This window comes from Rhizobium sp. 05N49 (assembly GCF_056396805.1).
This window is the reverse complement of sequence record NZ_JBFTME010000009.1, coordinates 71,217-92,015: the sequence shown is the minus strand read 5'-3', so window position 1 is coordinate 92,015 and position 20,799 is coordinate 71,217. Positions and strand designations below refer to the sequence as shown.

Here is a 20,799-nt window from a genome sequence, read left to right as displayed (position 1 = left end):
AGAAAATCTGGCGCCGCAGGGATCAAGCCCAGCCGAGCAGCTCGCGGCGCACGACTTTTTCCAGCACCTGCATGCCGTCTTCACTGTCGTTCAGGCAGGGAATATGTGCGAACTGCTCGCCGCCATTGTGCTTGAAAGAATGGGCGGCCTGCTCCGCGATCTCTTCCAGTGTTTCCAGACAGTCGGAAACGAAGCCGGGGTTCATGACGGCGATGCGTTTGACACCGTCCTGCGCCAGCTTCTCGACGGTCTTGTCGGTATAGGGCTGCAGCCATTCTTCCGGCCCGAAACGGGACTGGAAGGTGACCATGAAGTTCTCCTTGGTGAGCCCCAGACGCTCGCGCAGCAGGCGCCCTGTCTTCTGACACTGGCAGTAGTAGGGATCGCCCTGCTGGAAATAGGAGAGCGGGATGCCGTGGAAGGAGGCGAGCAGCATCTCCGGTTTCCAGTCGAGGGTAGCGAGATGCTGCTCGACGGATTTTGCCAGGGCTTCGATATAGGTCTCGTCGTCATGGTAGTCAGGAACCGTGCGCAATGCCGGCTGCCAGCGCATGGTGAGCAGCTTCTGGAAGGCCTTGTCATTGACGGTTGCCGTGGTGGCGGCCGCATATTGCGGATAAAGCGGGAAGAGGAGGATGCGGTCGCAGCCTTCATCCTTCAGCGCTTCGATGCGCGAGGGGATCGAAGGGGTGCCGTAGCGCATCGCCCAATCGACCTTGACGTTTGGCAGGTCCTTCAGGCGTTCAGCCATGAAATCCGACTGATTGCGGGTATAGGTGCGCAGCCAGCTTTCATTCAGCTCCTTGTTCCAGATCGTCTCATAGGCCTTGCCAACTTTCTGCGGGCGCGTGTTGAGTACGATGCCGAACAGGATCGGATACCACTTCCAGGGCGACCACTCGATGACGCGTTTGTCGGTCAGGAATTCGCGCAGGTAGCGGCGCATGGACGTGTAATCGGTGCCGTCAGGCGTGCCGAGATTGACCAGCAGGACGCCGACCTTGCCGAATTTGACGGCGGGATGATCCGCCGGGCGGAGTGAAGTATCTGTCATTCTGGCCCCAACGCGCTTTCGTGCCTCGCCGGCTCATACGCAGCCGGCCGCTCACGGTTCACCCTATAAGAAGAAAAGCCGGCCCGGGGAACCCCGGACCGGCTCTCATGATCGGGACAAATCGTCTTACTTGGCGGGAACCTGGATTTCCTCGCCGATCCGCAAATGGCGCGGGTTCGGGCTGCCATTGGCTTCCGACAATTTGCGCCATTCGGCGCCGTCGCCATAGAAGGCCTTGGCGAGATCCCAGAACGTATCGCCAGCAGCGATGACGTGGGTCGAGGGTGCCGCGGCTGCGGAGGCTGCCGGAGCGGGAGTGGCAGGGGCCGGTGCGGGTTCTGCCGATTGAGCCGGCGCAGCAGGCGCCGGAGCCGCGGGTGCAGGAGCAGCGGGAGCCGAAGCTGCCGGAGTCTGCTCCGTGGAGGGAGCAGCCTGCGCAATTTCAGTGATGCGGCCGTCCGTGTAGGGCTTATAGGGCGAGTGTGCGGCGACATATTCGGCCGTCACATCGGCCAGATCCGGACCGAAGTCATAGGCATTCTGGCCGTCCTTGAAGGCGACATAGCCATCGCCGCCGGCGCGCATGAAGTTGTTGGTGGCGACGCGATAGGTCTTGGCATTGTCGATCGGCACGAAATTATCGCCGTCCTTGACCAGCACGTCGCTGACGCGGCTGCCGACCGGCTTCGACTGGTCGAACGTGAATTTCAGGCCGGCAACCTGCGGGAACCGGCCGGCGCCCTGGTCAATCTGACTGACGCCGTTTTCGAGTGCCTTGACGATATCGGCACCGGTCAGCTGAAAGGTTGCGAGCGTATTCTGAAAGGGCAGCACGGTGATGACTTCGCCCTGGGTGACGTCGCCGCCGTCGATGGAGGCACGCAGGCCGCCGCCGTTCTGGATGGCAATGGTCACGCCCTGGTTCCTGCTGCGGTCAAGTATGGCATCGGCGACCAGGTTGCCCATCGAGCATTCCTTGACGCGGCAGACCTTGCGGTCGCCCTCGATCGGGCCTTCCGAGGATCCGATCACCTTCTTGCGCAGCTCTTCGATCGGCTTTGCCAGTTCGACAATGCGTGCCGCGACGGCCGGGTCGGGCGTGAAGGAGGAATCGATCAGGATGGGGTCGCCCTTGGCTTCCTTGACGACGCCGTTATCATCGAAATTGACGACGAGATCGCCGAGATATTTGCTGTAGGAGGCGGCCTGCACCACCGGCACCTTGTAGCCGCCGGGATTGTCGACCATCGTCGGATAGGGGCCCTCGGCTTTCGGATCCGTGTTCGACAGCAGGCTGTGCGAATGACCGCCGACGACCACGTCGACATCAGGGATCTTGGCGATCATGGCGAGATCGCGCGGGTAGCCGACGTGGGTGAGCGCAATGATCTTGTTGACGCCTTCGCTCTTCAGCTTCTGAACTTCAGCCGTAATGCTCTGGACGTCGTCGGCAATGGTCACATTCGGGCCGGGGGAGGAGAGCTCGGGCGTGTCGTTGGTGACAGCGCCGACGATGCCGATCTTCTGGCCGCCGACATCAAGAACCAGCGAAGGCTTGACACGGTCGCCGATCTTGGAGGCAGCACTTGCCTTGACGTTTGCGGTGACGACGGGGAACTGCACCTTGTCGAGGAAGGTCGCGAGCCCATCTTCGCTGTCGTCGAATTCATGATTGCCGACGGTCATCGCGTCGAACTTCATCATGTTCAGCATCTCGGCTTCGGCTGCGCCCTTGTAGGTCGTGTAAAACAGCGAGCCTTGGAAATTGTCGCCGGCGTTGAGCAGCAGCGTGTTTTTGCCCGTCAAAGCCTGGCGGCGCTGGTCGATCGCGGTCTTCAGGCGCGCGGCACCACCGAAGCACTCATTCTTGCCCTCTTCCTCGGCAGAGCAGGTGGAATCGAACTTGTTGATCGATTCGATGCGCGAGTGGAAATCGTTGATATGAAGAATATTGAGTTCGTAATCCGCAAATGCGGCGCTCGTACTCAGCGCCAGAATAGACGCGGTCAAAAGACCGAAGCTGAAAGACTTCGTCATCCCTGTTCTCCTGATTAGGGGCGAAGATCCCCCTGATCCTCGCCAGCCCCTTCCATAATCCACCGGGGCGGTTTCCCGGCTGGCGGATGTTCCATCGGACGATGGATAGCCGCAAGGGAAAGCTGGACCAGGGGAGCCGCTTTCCAAGGGGAGCCAGGCAAAAAAGCCGGCCGGTTACCCTGCGCAATCGCCGGCTGCAGCGTTTCGGTAGAGTTCCTGTGTGGCCGCTGCAATATTCGAAAACGTGGCGAGCGCACCGATCAAGCAAAGAAGGGAAAGAATGCGGTGAACGCGTCGGCGGGCCCGATAGGCGACGAACGCGCCTGCACCGTAGATCAGGACAGCCGGCAGGGCAAAGATCAGAACCTGCAGCGGACCGTCGCAATCTGGGGCGGCGATGCCTTGGGCACGATAGACATTAGCCGGCAAAATGACCGCAAGTGCGGCAAGCGGCGTTGCGAGCAACAGGACGAGGTAACCGGCGAAAGCTCGCATGGCGCCTGGCCTTCGCCCTGCCTGCTCTTTTAGCTGCGGCGGCTCAGGACGAACTGTGCGCCGGCATCCGAGGTGCAGTTCAGCTGGCTCGTCGTGACGAGCGCGCAATTGACCTTCGACTGGGTGTTGCGAACAAGCGAGGTCATGTTGATTTCAACCAGCGTCGGCGACTTATTGGTATAGGTGCCCGAGGCCAGAAGCTGGTTGCTGTCTGTCGTGCGCGTCGTGAAGGTGCCGGACTGGAAGGTGGAGACGATCCCGTTCGGATCGGCCCAGGTGCCCTCGACACCGGCAGGAGCGGGTGCCGATGCGACGGGAAGGGGGCGTGGGCCGGAGGAAACACAGGCAGCAAGGGCTGCCGATGCAACCGCAAGAACGAGACCAGTTCTGACTTTCATAGGGCTTCTCCCGGCGAATCTAGGCGGAGACTATCCGCGACAGTCCGCCAAAAACATGGCGCGGGCCTTCCACGAAGGCAAGCCTTCGACGGAGGTCGGCCGGCATTTAGACAGCAGGCGTTACAAAAATGCCCGCCTGACAGCGGGCATCTTCGAAGACGTATGACAGGTTCAGCGAACCAGGATGTTCTTGAACTGCCACGGATCCTTGGTGTCGATGTCTTCCGGGAACAGGCCCGGGCGGCCGTCGAGCGGGGTCCAGTCGGTGTAGTGACCCTCAACCGGGCCGAGATAAGGCAGCTGCACTTCGAGGCAGCGCTTGTAATCCATTTCGTCGGCTTCGACGATGCCGGCCTTGGGATTTTCGATCGCCCAAACCATGCCCGCGAGAACGGCAGAGGTTACCTGGAGGCCGGTTGCATTCTGATAGGGCGCGATACGGCGGGTCTCTTCCAGCGACAGGCGCGAACCGTACCAGTAGGCGTTCTTGTCATGGCCGTAGAGCAGGACGCCGAGCTCGTCGACGCCGTCGACCAGCTCGTTCTCGTCGAGAACGTGGAGAACCGGCTGTGCCTTGCCGCCATTGCCGAACATCTCATGCAGCGACAGAACCGCGTCGTTGGCCGGATGGTAGGCGTAGTGGCAGGTCGGACGATAGGTAACGTCGCCGTCCTTGTCCCTGACCGTGAAGAAGTCGGCGATCGAGATCGACTCGTTATGGGTGACGAGGAAGCCGTATTGCGGGCCGGGCGTCGGGCACCAGGTGCGAACGCGGGTGTTGGCGCCGGGCTGCTCGAGGTAGATGGCGGCCTTGTTGCCCTTCTTGTGCTTCTTGGCGTTCTTCGGCATCCAATTTTCATGGGTGCCCCAGCCGAGTTCCGCCGGCTGCAGACCTTCAGAGATGAAGCCTTCGACGGACCAGGTGTTCCAGAAGACGTTGAGCGGCTTCGGATGAATCGTGCGCTGGGTGTCGCGTTCGGCGATGTGGACGCCCTTGACGCCGACCTTCTTCATGAGCTTTGCCCATTCTTCGCGGTCGTCCTGGCCCGGCTCGTCGAACTTCAGGCCCATGTCACGCGCAAGGTTCAAGAGCCCCTGCTTGACGAACCAGGAGACCATGCCCGGGTTTGCGCCGCAGGTGGAAACGGCAGTCGTGCCGCCGGGGTTCTTGGCCTTTTCCTTGCGAACGGTTTCGCGAAGCGCATAGTTGGTGCGGTCTTCGTTCTTCATGTCCTTGTCGAAATAGAAGCCGAGCCAGGGCTCGACGACGGTATCGATATAGAGCACGTCAAGCTTGCGGCAGAGCTTGATGATATCGAGCGAGGAGGTATCTACCGAGAGGTTGACGCAGAAACCCTGGCCTTCGCCTTCAGTCAGGAGCGGCTTCAGCAGCTCCTTGTAGTTGTCCTTCGTCACATGCGCCTGGATGTGTTTGACGCCATGCTTTTCCAGAATGTGGGCATCGTCCGTGCGCGGGTCGATGACAACCATCCGGCTCTTGTCGAATTTGAAGTGGCGCTCGATCAGGGGCAGCGTGCCGCGGCCGATGGAGCCAAAGCCGATCATGACGATCGGACCGGTAATTTCGCCATATACCGGATAGTTCTGTTCCGTCATTCTTTTCTCCTGTTGGAAGGGAAGGAAGGCCTTCAGCCTAAAGAATTCATGTGAAGATGCCGCGAAGCTCGCGAGGTGACCGGCTCTAACCACAAAATGGCGTCACAATAAAGAGTGTTCCCCCCGCAAAGGTCAAATATCGGCGCTGCAAACCGCGCGCAATTTCCGCACGAGTTCCGTCCGCTGCAGGCTCAGCCCTTTGTAGGCCGTCTGCTGGTCGTCAAGCGCCTCCAGCTGATCGGCAAAGCTTGATGCGAGCTTTTGCGCCTGTGGATGGCGGGCGATGACGGCGATCGGATCGATATAGATGCGGATGGTGAAGAGAATGTCGCCCGACACAGGCAGCTTGCGAAGGGTCTGGCGTTCGACGCGGACGAAGCGCTCTTCAAGCGTGAAGGCCTCGGCATAGGGCGACCGGCGATGCTTCGAGACGGGGAGGAAGAGATCGGCGGTGGCGTTGACCGACCAGTTCATCCGCTCGACCGGCTGGGCGATCTGCAGGCTGTCGAAGATGCGGGTAATCAGTGTCGCATTGCGGGTGCCCTCGCCGAAGCCCGGCACATCTGCGTGGATTTCATGCATCGGCCGTCCAAATTTCTCGCGCAGCGACCATGAGGAGGGAAAGGCGACATGGGCGGCGACGAGATGCCAGCCATCTGTCTTGCGGCGCATCAGAACGAGATCGTCCTGGATGAGCGAACCGGCCTTGAAGAGCGGCGGCAGATTGGAAGCGTCAGGCTGGAGCATTCCGGGATGCTGATCGGCAAGGTGAGCGAGGAGAATATCCAGCGCCTCCTGCTGGGCAGCTTCCGTCCCATCCTCTGCGACGAAGACGGCGTCGAAGCAATCATCCGCCAGCCGCGTCTTTTCCTTGATATAACGTTCGAGCTCGTCGTCAGGCTCGATCCAGCGAGCGGTATCGAGCGGCATCAGGCCGATCGTGAAGGGTCGGGCCGAGCCGTCATAGGGTGTATAGGTTGGGGATGTGCAGGTCGGACGTTTCATCGCCGTTCCTTTTCGAGCCTGACGATTGGCGTGCGGTTTGCTACTCAGCGCTTGAGAGCCTCCAGTCCTTCCGTCACTGTCGTCAGCGCGACTTCCACAATGTCATATTCGGCAACACCGTGGATGGTGAAGGGATCGGCCGCAACGTAGGCTTCGATCTCCGCGCGCTCGCCAACGGCGAGAATGACGCCACCGGTGCGGGGCACCTTGCGGCCGGAGGCGAGGAACCAGCCCTTGGCATATCCCTCCTTCACCCAGGCCATATGCGGCTCCATATGCTTGTCGGCCTCTTCGTTCGGCTTCACATAGGTCAGGGCGAGGATCAGCATGCTCAGTCCTTTTGCAGCGAGGCGCGGATCAGCCCGCGCAACGAATTTCCAACGAAAAGCGTACCTGCGTCCAACTCGTCGGGCGTGATGCGGCCGACGCGGGCCTTGCGCTGGCAGATGAGTTCGGTGCGCAGCACACCAGCGAGCAGGCCGCAGGAGATTGGCGGAGTCCTGAGGATGCCGGAGCCGTCATCAAGGAAGACGGACGTGATCGTTCCCTCGCATACTTCCTGCCGCTCGTTGAGCATGATGACTTCATCCGCCTGCTGCTGCGAGAACTCGCCACGCGCCGCTTCATACACAGCCCGGCGCGTGGTCTTGATGCGCAGCAGCTTGTCAGTGGAATCGAGACGTGTGCCGGCGAGACGGAGTTTCCAGATTGTATCTTGCGGCAGTGGCGTGAAGGGGGCGGTGGTAACGTCGATCCGACCCTCTCGATCGAAAGTCAGCCTGATACGGCGAGGTCCCTTTTCTTCGATTACCGCCGCTTCCAGCTTCGCGACCACGTCCATCGGCTCGGGAAAACCGATGCGACGGGCGGAGCGGGAGAGGCGGGCGAGATGAAGACGGAGGCGAATGAAGCCTTCGTCCGGTTGCCAGCGCAGGGTTTCGATCAGGGAAAAATCTGTCATCGGGCAATCCATTGGTCGCCGACCGCAAAGCGGGCCTTGAGCAGGCATTCCTCATATTCGGCTTCAGCTGTGGAATCGAAGACGATGCCGCCGCCGACATTGAAGACTGCTTTGCCGCCGTCAAACAGCGTCATGGTACGGATGGCGACGGAGAAGCGCATCGCGCCGCCGGGCGAGATCATGCCGATTGCGCCGCAATAGGCATCGCGCGGACCGTCCTCTAGGTGGTGCAGGATTTCCATGGCGCGGATCTTCGGCGCACCTGTTATCGAGCCGCAGGGAAAAAGGGCGGCAAAGATGTCGCGGATGGAAAGATCGGGCAGGAGCTTCGCCTGAACGTGGCTGACCATCTGGTGGACGGTCGGATAGGTCTCGATTTCGAAGAGTCTTGGAACGTCCAGCGTGCCGACTTCGGTGATGCGCGAGATATCGTTGCGCAAGAGGTCGACGATCATGCGGTTTTCCGCTTGCGTCTTGATATCGGCCCTCATCGCTTCAACGATTTCGGCATCTTCGGCCGGTGTCGCGCCGCGTTTGGCCGTACCTTTCATCGGATGCGTCTCGATCCAGCCATCTTCGTCGGTGCGGAAAAACAGCTCCGGAGACCGGGAAAGAATGATGGGGCCGCCGAGATCGGCAAATGCGCCATATTTCACGGGCTGGCGATCGATCAGCGACCAGAAGGCGGCCAGCGGATCGCCGCTCCAGCGGGCCACGATCGGCATGGTCAGGTTGGCCTGATAGATATCGCCGAGGCGCAGATGCCGGTGCAGGCGGTCGAAACGCTCTTTATAGATATCGAAATTCCAGCCGGCCCTCGGTGCGGTCAGGAATTCCTCGTTTTCGTGCCGCTGCCGCGGCCTTGCGAGAGGATGACCGTCCGGCTGAGGAGCATCGAAGACGCCGAACACCAGCAGCGGTGTCTTGCGGTTGTCCCCAGCGAAGGGAGCAAGCTTTTCTTCGAAGAGATGACCGGCTTCGTAAGCGATATAGCCGGCAAGCCATTTGCCTGCCTGTCGCGCCTCTTCCATCCGCTTGAGCGCCGGCAGGAATTCCGCCTTCGTGCGGGCGATGATCATGCTGGTCGGACCGGCGAAGAGCATAACTTCGCCGGTCGTGTCGTCCCGGAACAGGATGAAAGGTTCAGAGGCTGCCATTGCCTTTTCCAGCGAAACTGCAGGTTTCGGCGGTCTTATGCTTTGTCCAGTGCCTCAAGTTCGTCGATCAGGCCTTCGATCATCGACAAGCCCTTGCTCCAGAAGGAAGGATCCGTCGCATCCAGGCCGAAGGGCTTCAGCAGTTCGGAATGATGCTTGGTGCCGCCGGCCTTCAGCATGTCGAAATACTTGTCCTGAAAGCCCTTCTCGGCCTTCTGATAGACGGCATAGAGCGAGTTCACCAGGCAGTCGCCGAAGGCATAGGCGTAGACATAGAAGGGCGAGTGGATGAAGTGGGGGATATAGGCCCAGTAGGTCTCATAGCCCTCGGAAATCTTGATCGCCGGGCCGAGGCTTTCCGACTGGACGGAAAGCCAGAGTTCGCCGATATCGTCGGCGGTCAATTCACCGGCCTTGCGGGCGGTGTGGACCTTGCGCTCGAACTCGTAGAAGGCGATCTGGCGTACGACCGTGTTGATCATGTCCTCGACCTTCTGGGCAAGCATGGCTTTGCGCTCGCGCTTGTCGCTCGTGCGTTCGAGCAGCGCGCGGAAGGTCAGCATCTCGCCGAAGACGGAAGCTGTTTCGGCGAGCGTCAGTGGCGTCTGACACATGAGGGCTCCTTGCGCGCCGGCAAGAACCTGATGAACGCCGTGGCCGAGTTCGTGGGCGAGCGTCATCACATCGCGCGGCTTGCCCATATAGTTGACGAGTACATAGGGATGGGCCGACGGAACGGTCGGATGAGCAAAGGCACCTGGCGCCTTGCCGGGGCGAACGGGGGCGTCGATCCATTGTTCGTCAAAGAAGCGCTTGGCGATTTCAGCCATTTCCGGCGCGAAATTGCCATAGGCGGACAGCACCGTGTCCCTGGCCTCTGACCAGGAAATGACAGCACCAGAGGTTTCCGGAAGCGGCGCATTGCGATCCCAAAAGTTCATCTGCTCCATGCCGAGCCATTTCGCCTTCATCTTGTAGTAGCGATGCGAGAGGCGCGGATAGGCTTCCTTGACGGCGGCTGCAAGCGCGTCGACTACTTCGCGCTCGACGCGGTTCGCCAGGTGGCGGCTGTCGGCAATGTCTTCGAAGCCGCGCCAGCGATCGGCGATATCCTTGTCCTTGGCGAGCGTATTGGTGATGAGCGTAAAGATGCGGATGTTGGTCTTGAAGGTTTCGGTGAGCGCCATTGCCGCCTTGCGGCGCACTTCCGGATCCTTTTCCTGCAGCATGTTCAGCGCCACTTCCAGCGGCAGCTTCTCGCCGTCGATCTCGAAGCGCAGTTCCGCCATCGTCTCATCGAAGAGACGGTTGAAGGCGGCAGCTGATGTCATCGACTTTTCGAGGAAGAGCTGCTCAAGCTGGTCTTCGAGCTGGTAGGGCTTGTCCTTGCGCAGGTCGACCAGCCAGGGGCGGTAATGGCCGGCAAGCGGATCGTTCGCCATGCAGGCGTCGATCGCCGCATCGTCGATGCGGTTGAGTTCGAGAGCGAAGAACAGCAAGCGGCCGGAATAGTCGGTAAGCTTGGCCTGGACGTCGCCGTAAAGCTTGCCGTTTGCCGGGTTGGACGTATCGGAGAAATAGGTAAGGCCGGCGAAGGAGCCGAGGCGGCCCATGATATCGTCGAGCGCCTCATATTCCTTCAGCGCCTGGCCGATGCCTTCCTCGCCCTTCTTCGCGGCTGCTTCGGCAAGTTTGCCCTTCCATTTGTCTTCGAAAGCGGAAGCGGCCTTGCCGGCCTTTTCCATATCGGCAACGAAGGCGGTGGAGGTGGCCGAGGGGTAGAGATCCTGCAGCCGCCAAGAGGGAAGCTCGCCCAGAGCCGGGTCCGATGCTGCAGCGGGAGCCGTTGCCGAAAGGTGAAGATCGGCATGCGCAAGCATATGTCTCATGGGGCGGTTCCTCTTCCTCTTTTATGACAGGTCTGACTGTCTAAGCGTCGTAACGCCTGTCAGCAAGGGTTTTTCGGCGCGAAAAAGGCCCTGTTACGGCACGAAAGCGGCCTGTCACAATCGTTAAAATGCAATTGTTTCTCAAAACAGGATGTTCAAGCCTTTCTGTCAGAGTGCGCTTCATGGTTTCGCATGAAGTGAGGCGACAATGACCGGTTACAATGAGCTCAAAGGGGCAGGGCAGATCCTCGTGGTCGAGGACGATCCCGTGCAGCGCCGTCTGCTCAAGAACGCGATCGAGCGTAGCGGCCATGTGGTGCATCAGGCCGAGAACGGCCGCATCGGGCTGGAGATGGTGAAGCGTGATCCCGCCCTTTTCAATGTCATCGTGCTCGACCTGATGATGCCGGAAATGACCGGCCTCGAATTTCTCGAAGCTCTGCATGATTTCGGCACGCAGATCCCGGTCATCGTCCAGACGGGGCAGGGCGGCATCGAAACGGTCGTGCAGGCCATGCGCGCCGGTGCCTTCGATTTCGTCGTCAAGCCGGTCTCTCCGGAGCGCATCAATACGTCGATCTCCAATGCCATGAAGCTCGACCACCGCGAGGTGAAAGCCCGCGCCGGCCGCCGTTCGCGCTCGGGTTCCGTCGGCTTCGATGATATCGTTTCGGCAAGCCCGGCGATGATCCGCGTGATCGATCTGGCGCAGCGCGCCTCGCAGTCCAACATCCCGGTCGTTCTCGAAGGCGAATCGGGCGTCGGTAAGGAATTGGTGGCACGCGCCATCCAGTCGGGCGGCGATCGTGCCAGCAAGCCATTCGTGACGGTCAATTGCGGCGCCATTCCGCACAATCTCGTCGAAAGTATCCTCTTCGGTCACGAGAAGGGTGCGTTTACCGGCGCGACCGAAAAGCATATCGGCAAGTTCATGGAAGCCGACGGCGGCACCATCTTCCTCGACGAGATCGGCGACCTGCCGCTCGAGGTGCAGGTGAAGCTTCTGCGCGCGGTTCAACAGGGCGAGATCGAGACCGTTGGTGCGCGCACTGCACACAAGGTCAATGTTCGCCTCATCTCGGCGACGAACAAGGATCTGATCGAAGAGGTCAAGAACGGTCACTTCCGCGAAGACCTCTACTATCGCCTGAACGTCTTCCCGATCACCATTCCGGCGCTGCGCAAGCGCAAGGAGGACATTCCGCATCTGGTGCGCGTCTTTGCCGAACGCTTCTCAAGCGAGCAGAAGAACGGCCGGCGCATGACGGTCAATGCCGGCGCGCTGGCACTGCTGACCGCCTATGACTGGCCTGGCAATATCCGCCAGCTCGAAAACGCGATCTTCCGGGCTGTCGTGCTTGCAGAGGGTTCGGAACTGACTGAAGCGGATTTCCCGCAGATCGCCGCCCAGCTTCCAAATTACGAGGTCGTGGATCACCTGGCGCTCGTTGCCGACAATTCGCACCTCGATCCGGACGCAGAATTTCCCGAGGATTATCCGGCGGAATCCGTCGCCGAAACGATGCGCCGTGGGACTGACGCTTCCGACAACGCAATATCGAGTGTCAATCCATCCGGTGACGTTCGGCGTCTTGCCGATGTCGAGGAAGAATTGATTCGTTTTGCCCTGAAGTTCTACCGAGGGCAAATGAGTCAAGTGGCAAGAAAGCTAGGTATCGGGCGATCCACACTTTACAGAAAGCTCAAGGACTACGGCATTGACCCCGACAATCCTCAGAAAGATGCGGCATAAGCGCCTTTTTATTAAGAATGGGGCAACCATATTTCGTTACCATCCATAAACCACTTGTTAGCGGCTCGTTCACTATGTAAAGAAAAGGTTGATCATGTGTGGCATTTTTGCCATCGTGTGACCGCAATTGACAGCCATTTGAGACAGCACGGGACATTGACTGTCTGACGGGGATCGAGTTGCCGAATTTGAATGGGAATACCAAGCTTTCGCGCTTGAGTTGGCGCTTGTGCGCCAAGATTGGCGGAAGGGCAGTTAGGACGGCAGCGGCCGCCCTTCTTGCGCTCGCGGTTTCCTCACCTGTATTCGTAAGCACACCGTCTCAGGCTGCAGGTGATACCCGCAGCCTGAAGCTCTATTTCATCCACACCGGTGAAAAGGCAGTCATTACCTACAAGCGAAACGGCAAGTTCGACCCCAAGGGCCTTGAGCAGCTCAACCGCTTCCTTCGCGACTGGCGCAAGAATCAGCCGACGAAGATGGACCCGCGTCTCTTCGACCTCATCTGGGAAGTTTACCGCCAGTCCGGCTCAAGGGATTACATTAACGTCGTCTGCGGTTTCCGCTCTCCCGGTACCAACGAGATGCTGCGTGGACGTTCGCGCAATTCCGGCGTCGCCGAAAAGAGCCAGCATATGCTCGGCAAGGCTATGGATTTCTTCATTCCCGACGTGAAGCTCGCCACTCTGCGCGGTATCGGCATGAAGATGCAGGTCGGCGGCGTCGGCTTCTATCCGAAGTCCGGTTCGCCTTTCGTCCATATGGATGTCGGTGGCGTTCGCGCCTGGCCGCGCATGAGCCGTGACGAGCTGGTCAGGCTCTTCCCCGACGGCAATACCATTCATATTCCTGCCGATGGCAAGCCGCTGCCGGGCTACCAGCAGGCAATGGCCGATTACAAGCGCCGCGTGGCGAACGGCAGCCAGATCATGATGGCCAGCGCCGGCGCTTCCGTTTCCGATGACGAACCTCGCAAGCAGAAGACGCTGTTTGCCTACCTCTTTGGCGGTGGCGCCGACGAGGAAGAGGATAATTCGGAGGACAGCACGCCGGTGGCCGTCGCCAAGGCAACGCCGCCGAAGCCTGAGGCAGTCCCGGCAGCTGATGAACCTCAGCAGCAGACCGAAGTCGCAAGCGTGAACGCACCGGTGCCGCAGGTTCGTCCGGCCTTCAGCAACCAGCTTGCCGGCAACGAGGTTGCCAATGCACTGGTGCCGCCGTCTGCAGGTAACGCTGCCCAGCAGGCCCTTGCTGCGATGCCGGCCGGCCAGCCGCAAGAGCCTGAGCATTTTGCCGATCTCAGTGGTTACAGCATTCCGGTTCCGTCGCTCCTTGGGCAGCGCCGTTCCCCGGGTGACGCCGAACTTGCCTCTGTCGATCCGAACCTGATGTCGACAGGCGTTCCGATGCCAGCCGAACGTCCGGCCGTTGCCGAAAACCTGCTTGCTGCACAGGATGCCGATCCTGAAGCGGGTGAAGACGAAGCCGATCAGGATACGCTTTCGCCCGCCATGGCGGCGGCGCTGGCAAAACAGCAGGATCAGAGTGGCGCTGCTGAGGTCGCTATGAACGCGTCTTCCGAGCCGCAGACCGTGGAGCAGGCAATCAATGCTGCCGCCCCGAAGAACCCGCCGGCACTCGACAAGCCGCCGCTGCAGCTTGCAGCACTTGCTCCGATGACGAAGTCAGCAAACTTTGCTGCTCCCGTCGCGGCGCCGAAGCCTGTTGCCGTCGAGAACCCGGTCGCACAGGGCCTGCCCACCAAGGGCGGTCGTCCGACGAAGCAGGAAGCGGTGGCCGCCGATGAAAGCCGGCAGACCGTTCGTACGGAACCGAAACTGACGCAGAAGATGATCTCGCAGTGGGCTCTGACCAATGCGCGCCTCGAAATGGCGTCGAAGAAGGTGCAGGCTCCGCGCTTCGTCAGCCAGGAGCTGCGCGCTCAGCCAACCTCGGTCTATGCCGAAGGCTTCCAGAAGACTGCTTCGATCGATCCTGGCCGCTTCAGCGGTACGGCTGTCAACTTCATGGAAGTGCGTAAATTCAATACGCGCTGATCCGCTAGATCTTGGAATAACAGAAGCCGCTGGATCGTCTCCGGCGGCTTTTTGTTTTAGGGCAGCGGCAGGGCGAAAATGCGCTGGCGTTTGAAGGAGCCAAAAGAAAAGCCGCCATGAAGGCGGCTCTCTGAAAATATGGCCGGATCGCCCTCAGCCTTCCGGCGGAGACTCGATCATGCCGAGCGCATGCAGATAGGTATCGAGGATCGCATCCTCTTCCATGCGTTCCTGCTCGTCCTTCTTGCGCAGCGCAACGACCTTCTTGAGGATCTTGGTGTCGAAGCCCATGCCCTTGGCTTCGCCATAGACGTCCTTGATGTCGTCGGCGATGGTCTTCTTTTCTTCTTCCAGGCGTTCGATACGCTCGACAAAAGCGCGAAGCTGATCGCGAGCGACGCCATGTGCATCAGACATCGTGTTCTCCTGATTTCGGGATATGCATCGGGTTGCCAGTGACTGCCGCGAAGTGTCGCCAGCGTCAAGGCGCTTTGAGACCGTATGGCCTATTTGTGCGGGTTGTTCACCTCAAAAGCTGCCTTTTGCACAGGCGATGCTTCGGACTGGTGAAGGTTCTTCCAATCTTCATAGGGCATGCCGTAGACAATCTCGCGCGATTCGTCTTTCGTCATGGGAACGCCTTCAGCTTCCGCAGCCTCGCGATACCAGTTGGACAGGCAGTTGCGGCAGAAGCCGGCGAGATTCATGAGATCGATGTTCTGCACGTCGGTTCGTTCGCGAAGATGCGCAACGAGCCGGCGGAACGCGGCCGCCTCGAATTCCATCTGCTGTTCTTTGCTGAGTGTGGTCATGGTCAGGTCCTTTCACTCAATAGGGGCCGGTGCGTGACGCGTGCACGCTGTATGCATGAAGGGCCGGATCGGCGTTCATCTCCGCAAAGATCGCGGCCAGGCGCACCGCCCATTCCTCGATCCCGGCCTCATCGCTGATGAGGTCCTGACGCACTTCCAGAAGCGCGTGCGGAATGCCCGTTATCATGCAATGACGATACATAGTGTCGCCCTTCAGGGCGCCGTCATAGGGCTCGTTGTCGCCGATGACGAGATCGGGATCGGCCCGCAGCTTTTCAAGCAACGGGGCGACGGCGCGGTGGTCGCTGTCCCAGAGCACTGCTGCATGCCAGGGGCGGGGAACACCCTTCCAGGCGGGCGTGAAGGAGTGGAGGGACAGTACCAGCGGCGCCTTTCCGGTCGCGTTCGCCGCCCTGTCGATCGTCTCCGACACGGCATTGTGATAGGGCCTGTGGAAGGTTTCGATCCGGTAGTGCCACTCCTCTTCGGATATCGGATGGTTGCCGGAGATGATGGCGCCGTCGGAGATTTTCATGATCAGGGTCGGGTCATCCTCACCCCTGTTGGGGTCGATCAGCAGGCGCGAAAAGCCGCCGAGCACGCCCGGCACGCCCAGTCGTGCGCACAGCTTGCGGCCAAGGCCCTCGATGCCGATGTCGTAAGCGATGTGCCTGGAGAAGGCGCTTTCCGGCAGGCCGAGCCGGCCATAGGATTCCGGCAGGCGGTTCATGGCATGATCGCCGAGGATCACCATGCCTTTGTCATGTTGACCGGGTAGGGTTTCGAAAGATTGGAAGTGGTCCATCAGGAAATTGCCGATTGTCATTTCGCGTCTTCGCCCAGTGATCGCATGCGCGTTCCGCCGGTTCAAGCGCGATGGGCGGGCCGGCGCGACAAGATGCGCCCGATAGGCGGTTATGAAAGGAAATATAATCGATTAGCATTGCGTTGACTTTCGCTTGACGGCGGCGCAAGAAGACACGGATAACGAATAACCGTGGAGCTATTTGGGAGCCGTGTTGATCCAAGCTGCGCCAAGTTTCCTCACGCGGTCCGGACCGATGGTTCGTCTCGCATTGTTCGCTCTTGCAGCCGTCTCGCCGTTCTTCATTGCAGATGCCGCGCGCGCGGATTTCCGTGTATGCAACGGCACGCAAAATCTGGTTGGCGTTGCGATCGGATACCGGGCGAAGGAAGGTTGGGTCACAGAAGGTTGGTGGCAGGTGCCAGCAACGACCTGCGCCACGCTGATCGAGGGAGAATTACAGTCGCGTTATTATTACCTCTACGCAGAAGATGCCGCCCGGGGAGGCCGATGGACGGGTGATGTGCAGATGTGCGTAGCGGAAAACGAATTCAAGATCGCGGGCGTGCAGGACTGCTATGCTCGGGGTTATCAGAAAATGGGATTCAAGGAATACGATACGGGCCGCCAGGGAAGCTGGATGGTTCAACTCTCCGACACCCCAGGGACGCAAGAAAGCCAGAATTGATGAAGCGTAACCGCAAAGTTAAAATCCTCGCCACCCTCGGACCCGCCTCTTCCGAGGAATCGATGATCGAGAAGCTGCACCAGGCCGGTGCGGATATTTTCCGCATCAACATGAGCCATGCAAGCCATGATGTGATGCGCACACTCGTGCAGCGTATCCGCGCCGTCGAGGCCCGTTCGGGCCGGCCGATCGGCATTCTGGCTGACCTCCAGGGCCCGAAGCTGCGCGTCGGCAAGTTTGCCGATGTGAAAGTGGAACTGAAGCCTGGCCAGACCTTTACGCTCGATAACAACGACACTCCCGGCGACAACACCCGCGTTTTCCTGCCGCATCCCGAAATTCTCGAAGCCGTGCAGCCGGGCCATCGCCTGCTGATCGATGACGGCAAGCTGGCACTGCGCGCTGAAAAGTGCGACGGCAAGAGCATCGTAACCACGGTTATCGCCGGCACCAGCATTTCCGACCGCAAGGGCGTCAGCCTGCCGGACACACTGCTCGGCGTCGGCGCGCTGACCGACAAGGACCGTGTCGATCTCGATGCTGTTCTGGCAACCGACGATGTCGACTGGGTGGCGCTCTCCTTCGTTCAGCGCCCTGACGACCTCGCTGAAGTCCGCAAGATCGCCCGCGGTCGCGTCGGCATCATGTCGAAGATCGAAAAGCCGCAGGCTCTGGAGCGTATCGAGGAAATCATCGAGCTTTCCGACGCCCTGATGGTCGCCCGCGGCGACCTTGGCGTCGAAATGCCGCTCGAAGCCGTCCCCGGCATCCAGAAGCAGCTCATCCGTGCCTGCCGCCGTTCGGGCAAGCCGGTGGTTGTTGCCACGCAGATGCTGGAATCGATGATTTCTTCGCCGGTTCCGACCCGTGCCGAAGTCTCCGACGTTTCCATCGCCGTCTTCGAAGGCGCCGATGCGATCATGCTTTCGGCCGAATCGGCTTCCGGTGCTTATCCGGTTGAAGCCGTCTCGATGATGGCCTCGATTGCGAGCACGGTCGAGAAGGATCCGCACTATTCGGGCATCATCTATGCGCAGCGCGCCCAGCCGGAAGCAACCGGTGCGGATGCCATCTCGCTTGCCGCCCGTCAGATTGCCGAGACGCTGAAGCTGTCGGCTATCGTCTGTTACACCTCGTCCGGTACGACGGGTCTGCGCGCTTCGCGCGAGCGCCCGCAGGTTCCGATCATTGCGCTGTCGCCGATCATCAAGACGGCCCGTCGCCTCTCCGTTGTCTGGGGCATGCACTGCGTCGTGACGCATGACGCGACCGACCTCGATGACATGGTCAACCGCGCCTGCCGTATCGTCGCTTCGGAAGGCTTCGGCAAGCCGGGCGATCGCATCATCATCTCTGCCGGCGTACCGCTCGGCACACCGGGCGCGACCAATATGTTGCGCATCGCCTATATCGGTTCCGATGGCCAGAGCGGCATCTGATCGCTTTCAAGTCTGAAAAAAAGCGCTCCTCGAAAGAGGGGCGCTTTTTTGTTTTGCGAATTTGCCTGTGCTGCCTCAACCCCGGGCGAGGTGGCCGACGCGATAGATCTGGTTGGTGCTCGAGGCAGGCGGAGCTTCTGCGTGGAGCCCGAAACGCACCGTCGCCCAATCATACGGATCGAAGGCGACGACACAGGCAAGCGCGTGGCTGTCGCGGGTGGCTTGTTTTGCCAGGTCGACCTCCTGCTGTCGCAGGTCGGATAGAGAAGCATGCGGTTCGATCGCGACATGTTCGCTGTGAGCAAAGCGGGTGCCGGCAAGGTCGGGTGAGACATGAGCATGCCAGACAATCCAATGGCGAATCCGCGGCCGGCCGAAGGCGTCGCTCAGTGCGGCAAAGCCCGGCCCGCAGATGAAGCTGCTGGCGCCTTCCGGCTGATCCCAGAGATAAAAAGGTGCGTACAGGTTTTCCCGACTGCCGTATTCCCCCTGACGAGCACTGAGAAAGGCCTTGAAACCGAGCTGTGGGAAGCCATTCATCGCCGGGCCTTTGTCGCGTATGCGGCGATCGATGATCTCCATGTCGTAATCTGCGGGGAGGGTGAAGGAATATTGCATGGCTATCATGGTTGCGGTTCCCCATTGTCGTGCCAGTCGACGAAACGTCCGTTCTCAAATCCCTGGATGCTGAGATAGCTGAAGGGACTGTCGGCTGACGCGCCATGCCAATGAAGCTCATCGGCGGCGAACCATATTGCGTCACCGGTTCTGACCTCCTCGGCAGGTTCGCCCTTCCGCTGCACGAGACCGACACCCGAGAGGACGTAAAGAAGCTGGCCGCGGGGATGCCTATGCCAGTGGGTGACCGTGCCGGGATCAAGCGTTGCGCGCATGGCGGTATTCTCTCCGTCGATCTCGCTTTCGAGCAGCATTTCAACCCAGAAGGACCTATTGGCAATGCCTTCGGGAGAGCGGACGGCACCGCCGGGACGGCGGACCGTCATCGTTTTCGGGTTGCCCGTGCTCATGCCGGAACTCCCCTGGCACGCGCTTCCCATCCGGGCTCGGCCATCTGCGCCAGGCCGTCGCCGAAGGACCATTCGTCCGGTTCGCTGGTGGAGATGACGATCATGACATCTTCCGGGCGCAAGCCGGGGGATTGATGCAATAGTTCAACGGTTCGGCGGAAGAGAGCCTTGCGCATTTCCGTCGTGCGCGGCTTGCCGGTCGTGATCGAAATCAGCACGAAATCATCGGAGCGCGGACCGGCAAGGTAATTGCGATCGAAGATCAGTTCACCCGGTTCATGCTGGTGGATGATCTGGAAGCGATCGGCCGGCGGCACATTGAATGTCTCGACCATGGCCTGATGGATGCTGTCCGAAAGGGCGCGCAGGTAGTCCGGCGATTTGCCCTTCAGAAGAGAGATACGAGCGAATGGCATTGATGCCTCCTTGTTCTTTGTCTTGACAGGAGAAGCATGCCACGACACCATGGTGCGAAAAATCAGAATTTTATGAATTGATCATCCTGAAAATCGGGATTGTGTGATGCGGCGGATAACATTCGACCTGGACGTGCTGAGGACCTTCGCGACTGGCATGGATCTCGGCAATTTCGCCAGGGCGGCGGACCGGTTGGGGCGCTCGACCTCGGCGGTCAGTGCGCAACTCAAGAAGCTGGAGGAGCAAGCCGGCACGCCGATTTTCCGCAAATCCGGGCGTGGATTGGCGCTGACGGAAGCCGGAGAGACGATGCTTGCCTATGCCAGGCGATTGCTCGATCTGAACGACGAGGCAGTCGCCGCAGTGCAGAGTGTCGAGCTGGAAGGCTGGGTGCGGCTCGGCCTGCAGGAAGACTTCGGCGAGAATCTGCTGCCTGAAGTGCTCGGACGCTTCGCTCGGGCGCATCCGAAGGTGCGGATCGAGGCCCGTGTGGTGCGCAATGCCGAGCTTCTCGAACGGGTGACGACGGGTAAGCTCGATCTTGCACTCGCCTGGAGCACCGGCACCTTGACGGCGCATTGCGAGCACATTGCCGACGTGCCTATGCGCTGGATCGGCCCGGCGAATGGCCTGCCGGCATGGGCGGCTGGAAGCGGCGAGCCGATGCCGCTCGCCTCGCTCGAGGCTCCGTGCCTGCTGAGGAACGCCGCGACGAAGGTGCTGGACGAGGCCGGCATCTCCTGGCGCCTGTCCTTTATCAGTCCGAGCCTCGGTGGCCTCTGGGCAGCGACTGCCGCAGGATTGGGCATTACGGTGCGCACGCCCATCGGGCTGCCCGCCAAGGTGCGGATGCTGGCGCCAGGTGAAGCGGGCCTGCCGGAGCTGCCGAAACTCGGGCTGGTCTTGCATCGCGCAGAGGCGGAACCGGATGCTGCAACGGCGCGACTGGCGGAGTTGGTGCTGCAATCCGTGCATGACGCAGTACGGGATTTTTCCACGCCCGCCGATCAGGAAAAGGGATTGAGGCGAGCCGGGTGAGGTGTTGACCCTCCCTGCGGAAGCCGCTAGCTTTTTCTTCGCTATGAAAATGATCACTCTCAACATCGCTACGGTCTTCTTCTTGAGCCTCTAGGCTCTGCCATTGGCAAAAGGAGATGCGGCCGCTTCACCAGCCGGTTGGCTGGAGT

The 20,799-nt window shown here is 60.3% G+C and carries 21 protein-coding genes; 5 read left to right on the top strand and 16 right to left on the bottom strand.

Annotation, left to right across the window (positions count from 1 at the left end; genetic code table 11):
• Nucleotides 1–22: 22 nt before the first annotated feature.
• The 10 genes from hemH to AC1DF8_RS19205 form a co-directional block, all read right to left on the bottom strand.
• Nucleotides 23–1,054: a ferrochelatase gene (hemH, locus tag AC1DF8_RS19250; protein ID WP_478154466.1), complete on the bottom strand. Its 1,032-nt coding sequence runs from the start codon at nucleotides 1,052–1,054 to the stop codon at nucleotides 23–25.
• Between the two features lie 126 nt (nucleotides 1,055–1,180).
• The gene (locus tag AC1DF8_RS19245; protein WP_478154465.1) at nucleotides 1,181–3,091 is read right to left on the bottom strand and encodes a 5'-nucleotidase C-terminal domain-containing protein; all 1,911 of its coding nucleotides are present in this window, start codon (nucleotides 3,089–3,091) and stop codon (nucleotides 1,181–1,183) included.
• Between the two features lie 174 nt (nucleotides 3,092–3,265).
• Complete coding sequence (locus tag AC1DF8_RS19240; protein ID WP_478154464.1) at nucleotides 3,266–3,586, bottom strand: hypothetical protein; 321 nt, start codon at nucleotides 3,584–3,586, stop codon at nucleotides 3,266–3,268.
• A 29-nt stretch (nucleotides 3,587–3,615) separates the two neighbouring features.
• Nucleotides 3,616–3,984: an outer membrane lipoprotein Omp10 gene (omp10, locus tag AC1DF8_RS19235; RefSeq protein WP_112544120.1), complete on the bottom strand. Its 369-nt coding sequence runs from the start codon at nucleotides 3,982–3,984 to the stop codon at nucleotides 3,616–3,618.
• A 171-nt stretch (nucleotides 3,985–4,155) separates the two neighbouring features.
• On the bottom strand, nucleotides 4,156–5,601 hold the full coding sequence (locus tag AC1DF8_RS19230; RefSeq protein ID WP_112544118.1) for a homospermidine synthase: 1,446 nt from the start codon (nucleotides 5,599–5,601) through the stop codon (nucleotides 4,156–4,158).
• 132 nt (nucleotides 5,602–5,733) lie between these two features.
• Nucleotides 5,734–6,606, bottom strand: a complete 873-nt coding sequence (locus AC1DF8_RS19225) for a heme-dependent oxidative N-demethylase family protein (protein ID WP_478154463.1) — start codon at nucleotides 6,604–6,606, stop codon at nucleotides 5,734–5,736.
• A 44-nt stretch (nucleotides 6,607–6,650) separates the two neighbouring features.
• On the bottom strand, nucleotides 6,651–6,935 hold the full coding sequence (locus AC1DF8_RS19220) for a YciI family protein (RefSeq protein ID WP_478154462.1): 285 nt from the start codon (nucleotides 6,933–6,935) through the stop codon (nucleotides 6,651–6,653).
• 2 nt (nucleotides 6,936–6,937) lie between these two features.
• On the bottom strand, nucleotides 6,938–7,567 hold the full coding sequence (locus AC1DF8_RS19215; RefSeq protein WP_478154461.1) for an aminotransferase class IV family protein: 630 nt from the start codon (nucleotides 7,565–7,567) through the stop codon (nucleotides 6,938–6,940).
• A complete protein-coding gene (locus AC1DF8_RS19210) occupies nucleotides 7,564–8,724 on the bottom strand; it encodes an aminodeoxychorismate synthase component I (protein WP_478154460.1) in 1,161 nt (386 codons plus the stop codon). Before AC1DF8_RS19210 ends, AC1DF8_RS19215 begins: the two co-directional genes overlap by 4 nt.
• A gap of 35 nt (nucleotides 8,725–8,759) precedes the next feature.
• The gene (locus AC1DF8_RS19205) at nucleotides 8,760–10,613 is read right to left on the bottom strand and encodes a M3 family oligoendopeptidase (protein WP_478154459.1); all 1,854 of its coding nucleotides are present in this window, start codon (nucleotides 10,611–10,613) and stop codon (nucleotides 8,760–8,762) included.
• 208 nt (nucleotides 10,614–10,821) lie between these two features.
• On the opposite strand from AC1DF8_RS19205, the gene AC1DF8_RS19200 reads away from it, so the two are divergent.
• Nucleotides 10,822–12,366 (top strand): sigma-54-dependent transcriptional regulator, encoded by a 1,545-nt coding sequence (locus AC1DF8_RS19200; protein ID WP_478154458.1) that lies wholly within the window; start codon nucleotides 10,822–10,824, stop codon nucleotides 12,364–12,366.
• 179 nt (nucleotides 12,367–12,545) lie between these two features.
• Entirely contained in the window at nucleotides 12,546–14,423 is a 1,878-nt protein-coding gene (locus AC1DF8_RS19195; RefSeq protein WP_112968801.1) for a peptidoglycan L,D-endopeptidase MepK, read from the top strand.
• A gap of 153 nt (nucleotides 14,424–14,576) precedes the next feature.
• Here AC1DF8_RS19195 and AC1DF8_RS19190 read toward each other — a convergent pair whose 3' ends face one another.
• The 3 genes from AC1DF8_RS19190 to AC1DF8_RS19180 form a co-directional block, all read right to left on the bottom strand.
• On the bottom strand, nucleotides 14,577–14,840 hold the full coding sequence (locus AC1DF8_RS19190) for a DUF2312 domain-containing protein (protein WP_007822869.1): 264 nt from the start codon (nucleotides 14,838–14,840) through the stop codon (nucleotides 14,577–14,579).
• An 89-nt stretch (nucleotides 14,841–14,929) separates the two neighbouring features.
• Nucleotides 14,930–15,235 carry a DUF1244 domain-containing protein gene (locus tag AC1DF8_RS19185; RefSeq protein ID WP_112968802.1) on the bottom strand — a complete coding sequence of 102 codons (306 nt, stop codon included), beginning with the start codon at nucleotides 15,233–15,235 and terminating at the stop codon, nucleotides 14,930–14,932.
• Between the two features lie 16 nt (nucleotides 15,236–15,251).
• On the bottom strand, nucleotides 15,252–16,040 hold the full coding sequence (locus AC1DF8_RS19180; RefSeq protein ID WP_112968855.1) for an N-formylglutamate amidohydrolase: 789 nt from the start codon (nucleotides 16,038–16,040) through the stop codon (nucleotides 15,252–15,254).
• A gap of 256 nt (nucleotides 16,041–16,296) precedes the next feature.
• Here AC1DF8_RS19180 and AC1DF8_RS19175 point away from each other — a divergent pair, with 256 nt between their 5' ends.
• Both AC1DF8_RS19175 and pyk read left to right on the top strand, forming a co-directional pair.
• Nucleotides 16,297–16,728: a DUF1036 domain-containing protein gene (locus AC1DF8_RS19175; RefSeq protein WP_246715690.1), complete on the top strand. Its 432-nt coding sequence runs from the start codon at nucleotides 16,297–16,299 to the stop codon at nucleotides 16,726–16,728.
• Entirely contained in the window at nucleotides 16,728–18,167 is a 1,440-nt protein-coding gene (pyk, locus tag AC1DF8_RS19170; RefSeq protein ID WP_112968803.1) for a pyruvate kinase, read from the top strand. The genes AC1DF8_RS19175 and pyk overlap by 1 nt, the downstream gene beginning before the upstream one ends.
• 75 nt (nucleotides 18,168–18,242) lie before the next feature.
• Here the strand turns inward: pyk and AC1DF8_RS19165 are convergent, their stop codons facing one another.
• Genes AC1DF8_RS19165 through AC1DF8_RS19155 form a run of 3 tightly spaced genes read right to left on the bottom strand, consistent with a single transcriptional unit; the run spans nucleotide 18,243 to nucleotide 19,611 of the window.
• A complete protein-coding gene (locus AC1DF8_RS19165; protein WP_478154457.1) occupies nucleotides 18,243–18,794 on the bottom strand; it encodes a DUF4865 family protein in 552 nt (183 codons plus the stop codon).
• Nucleotides 18,791–19,195, bottom strand: coding sequence for a cupin domain-containing protein (locus AC1DF8_RS19160; protein WP_478154456.1), 405 nt, complete (start codon nucleotides 19,193–19,195; stop codon nucleotides 18,791–18,793). The genes AC1DF8_RS19165 and AC1DF8_RS19160 overlap by 4 nt, the downstream gene beginning before the upstream one ends.
• Complete coding sequence (locus AC1DF8_RS19155; RefSeq protein WP_112544478.1) at nucleotides 19,192–19,611, bottom strand: tautomerase family protein; 420 nt, start codon at nucleotides 19,609–19,611, stop codon at nucleotides 19,192–19,194. The genes AC1DF8_RS19160 and AC1DF8_RS19155 overlap by 4 nt, the downstream gene beginning before the upstream one ends.
• Nucleotides 19,612–19,717: 106 nt before the next feature.
• Between AC1DF8_RS19155 and AC1DF8_RS19150 the strand changes: the two genes are divergently transcribed.
• Nucleotides 19,718–20,650, top strand: a complete 933-nt coding sequence (locus tag AC1DF8_RS19150) for a LysR substrate-binding domain-containing protein (protein ID WP_478154455.1) — start codon at nucleotides 19,718–19,720, stop codon at nucleotides 20,648–20,650.
• Nucleotides 20,651–20,799: the final 149 nt, after the last annotated feature.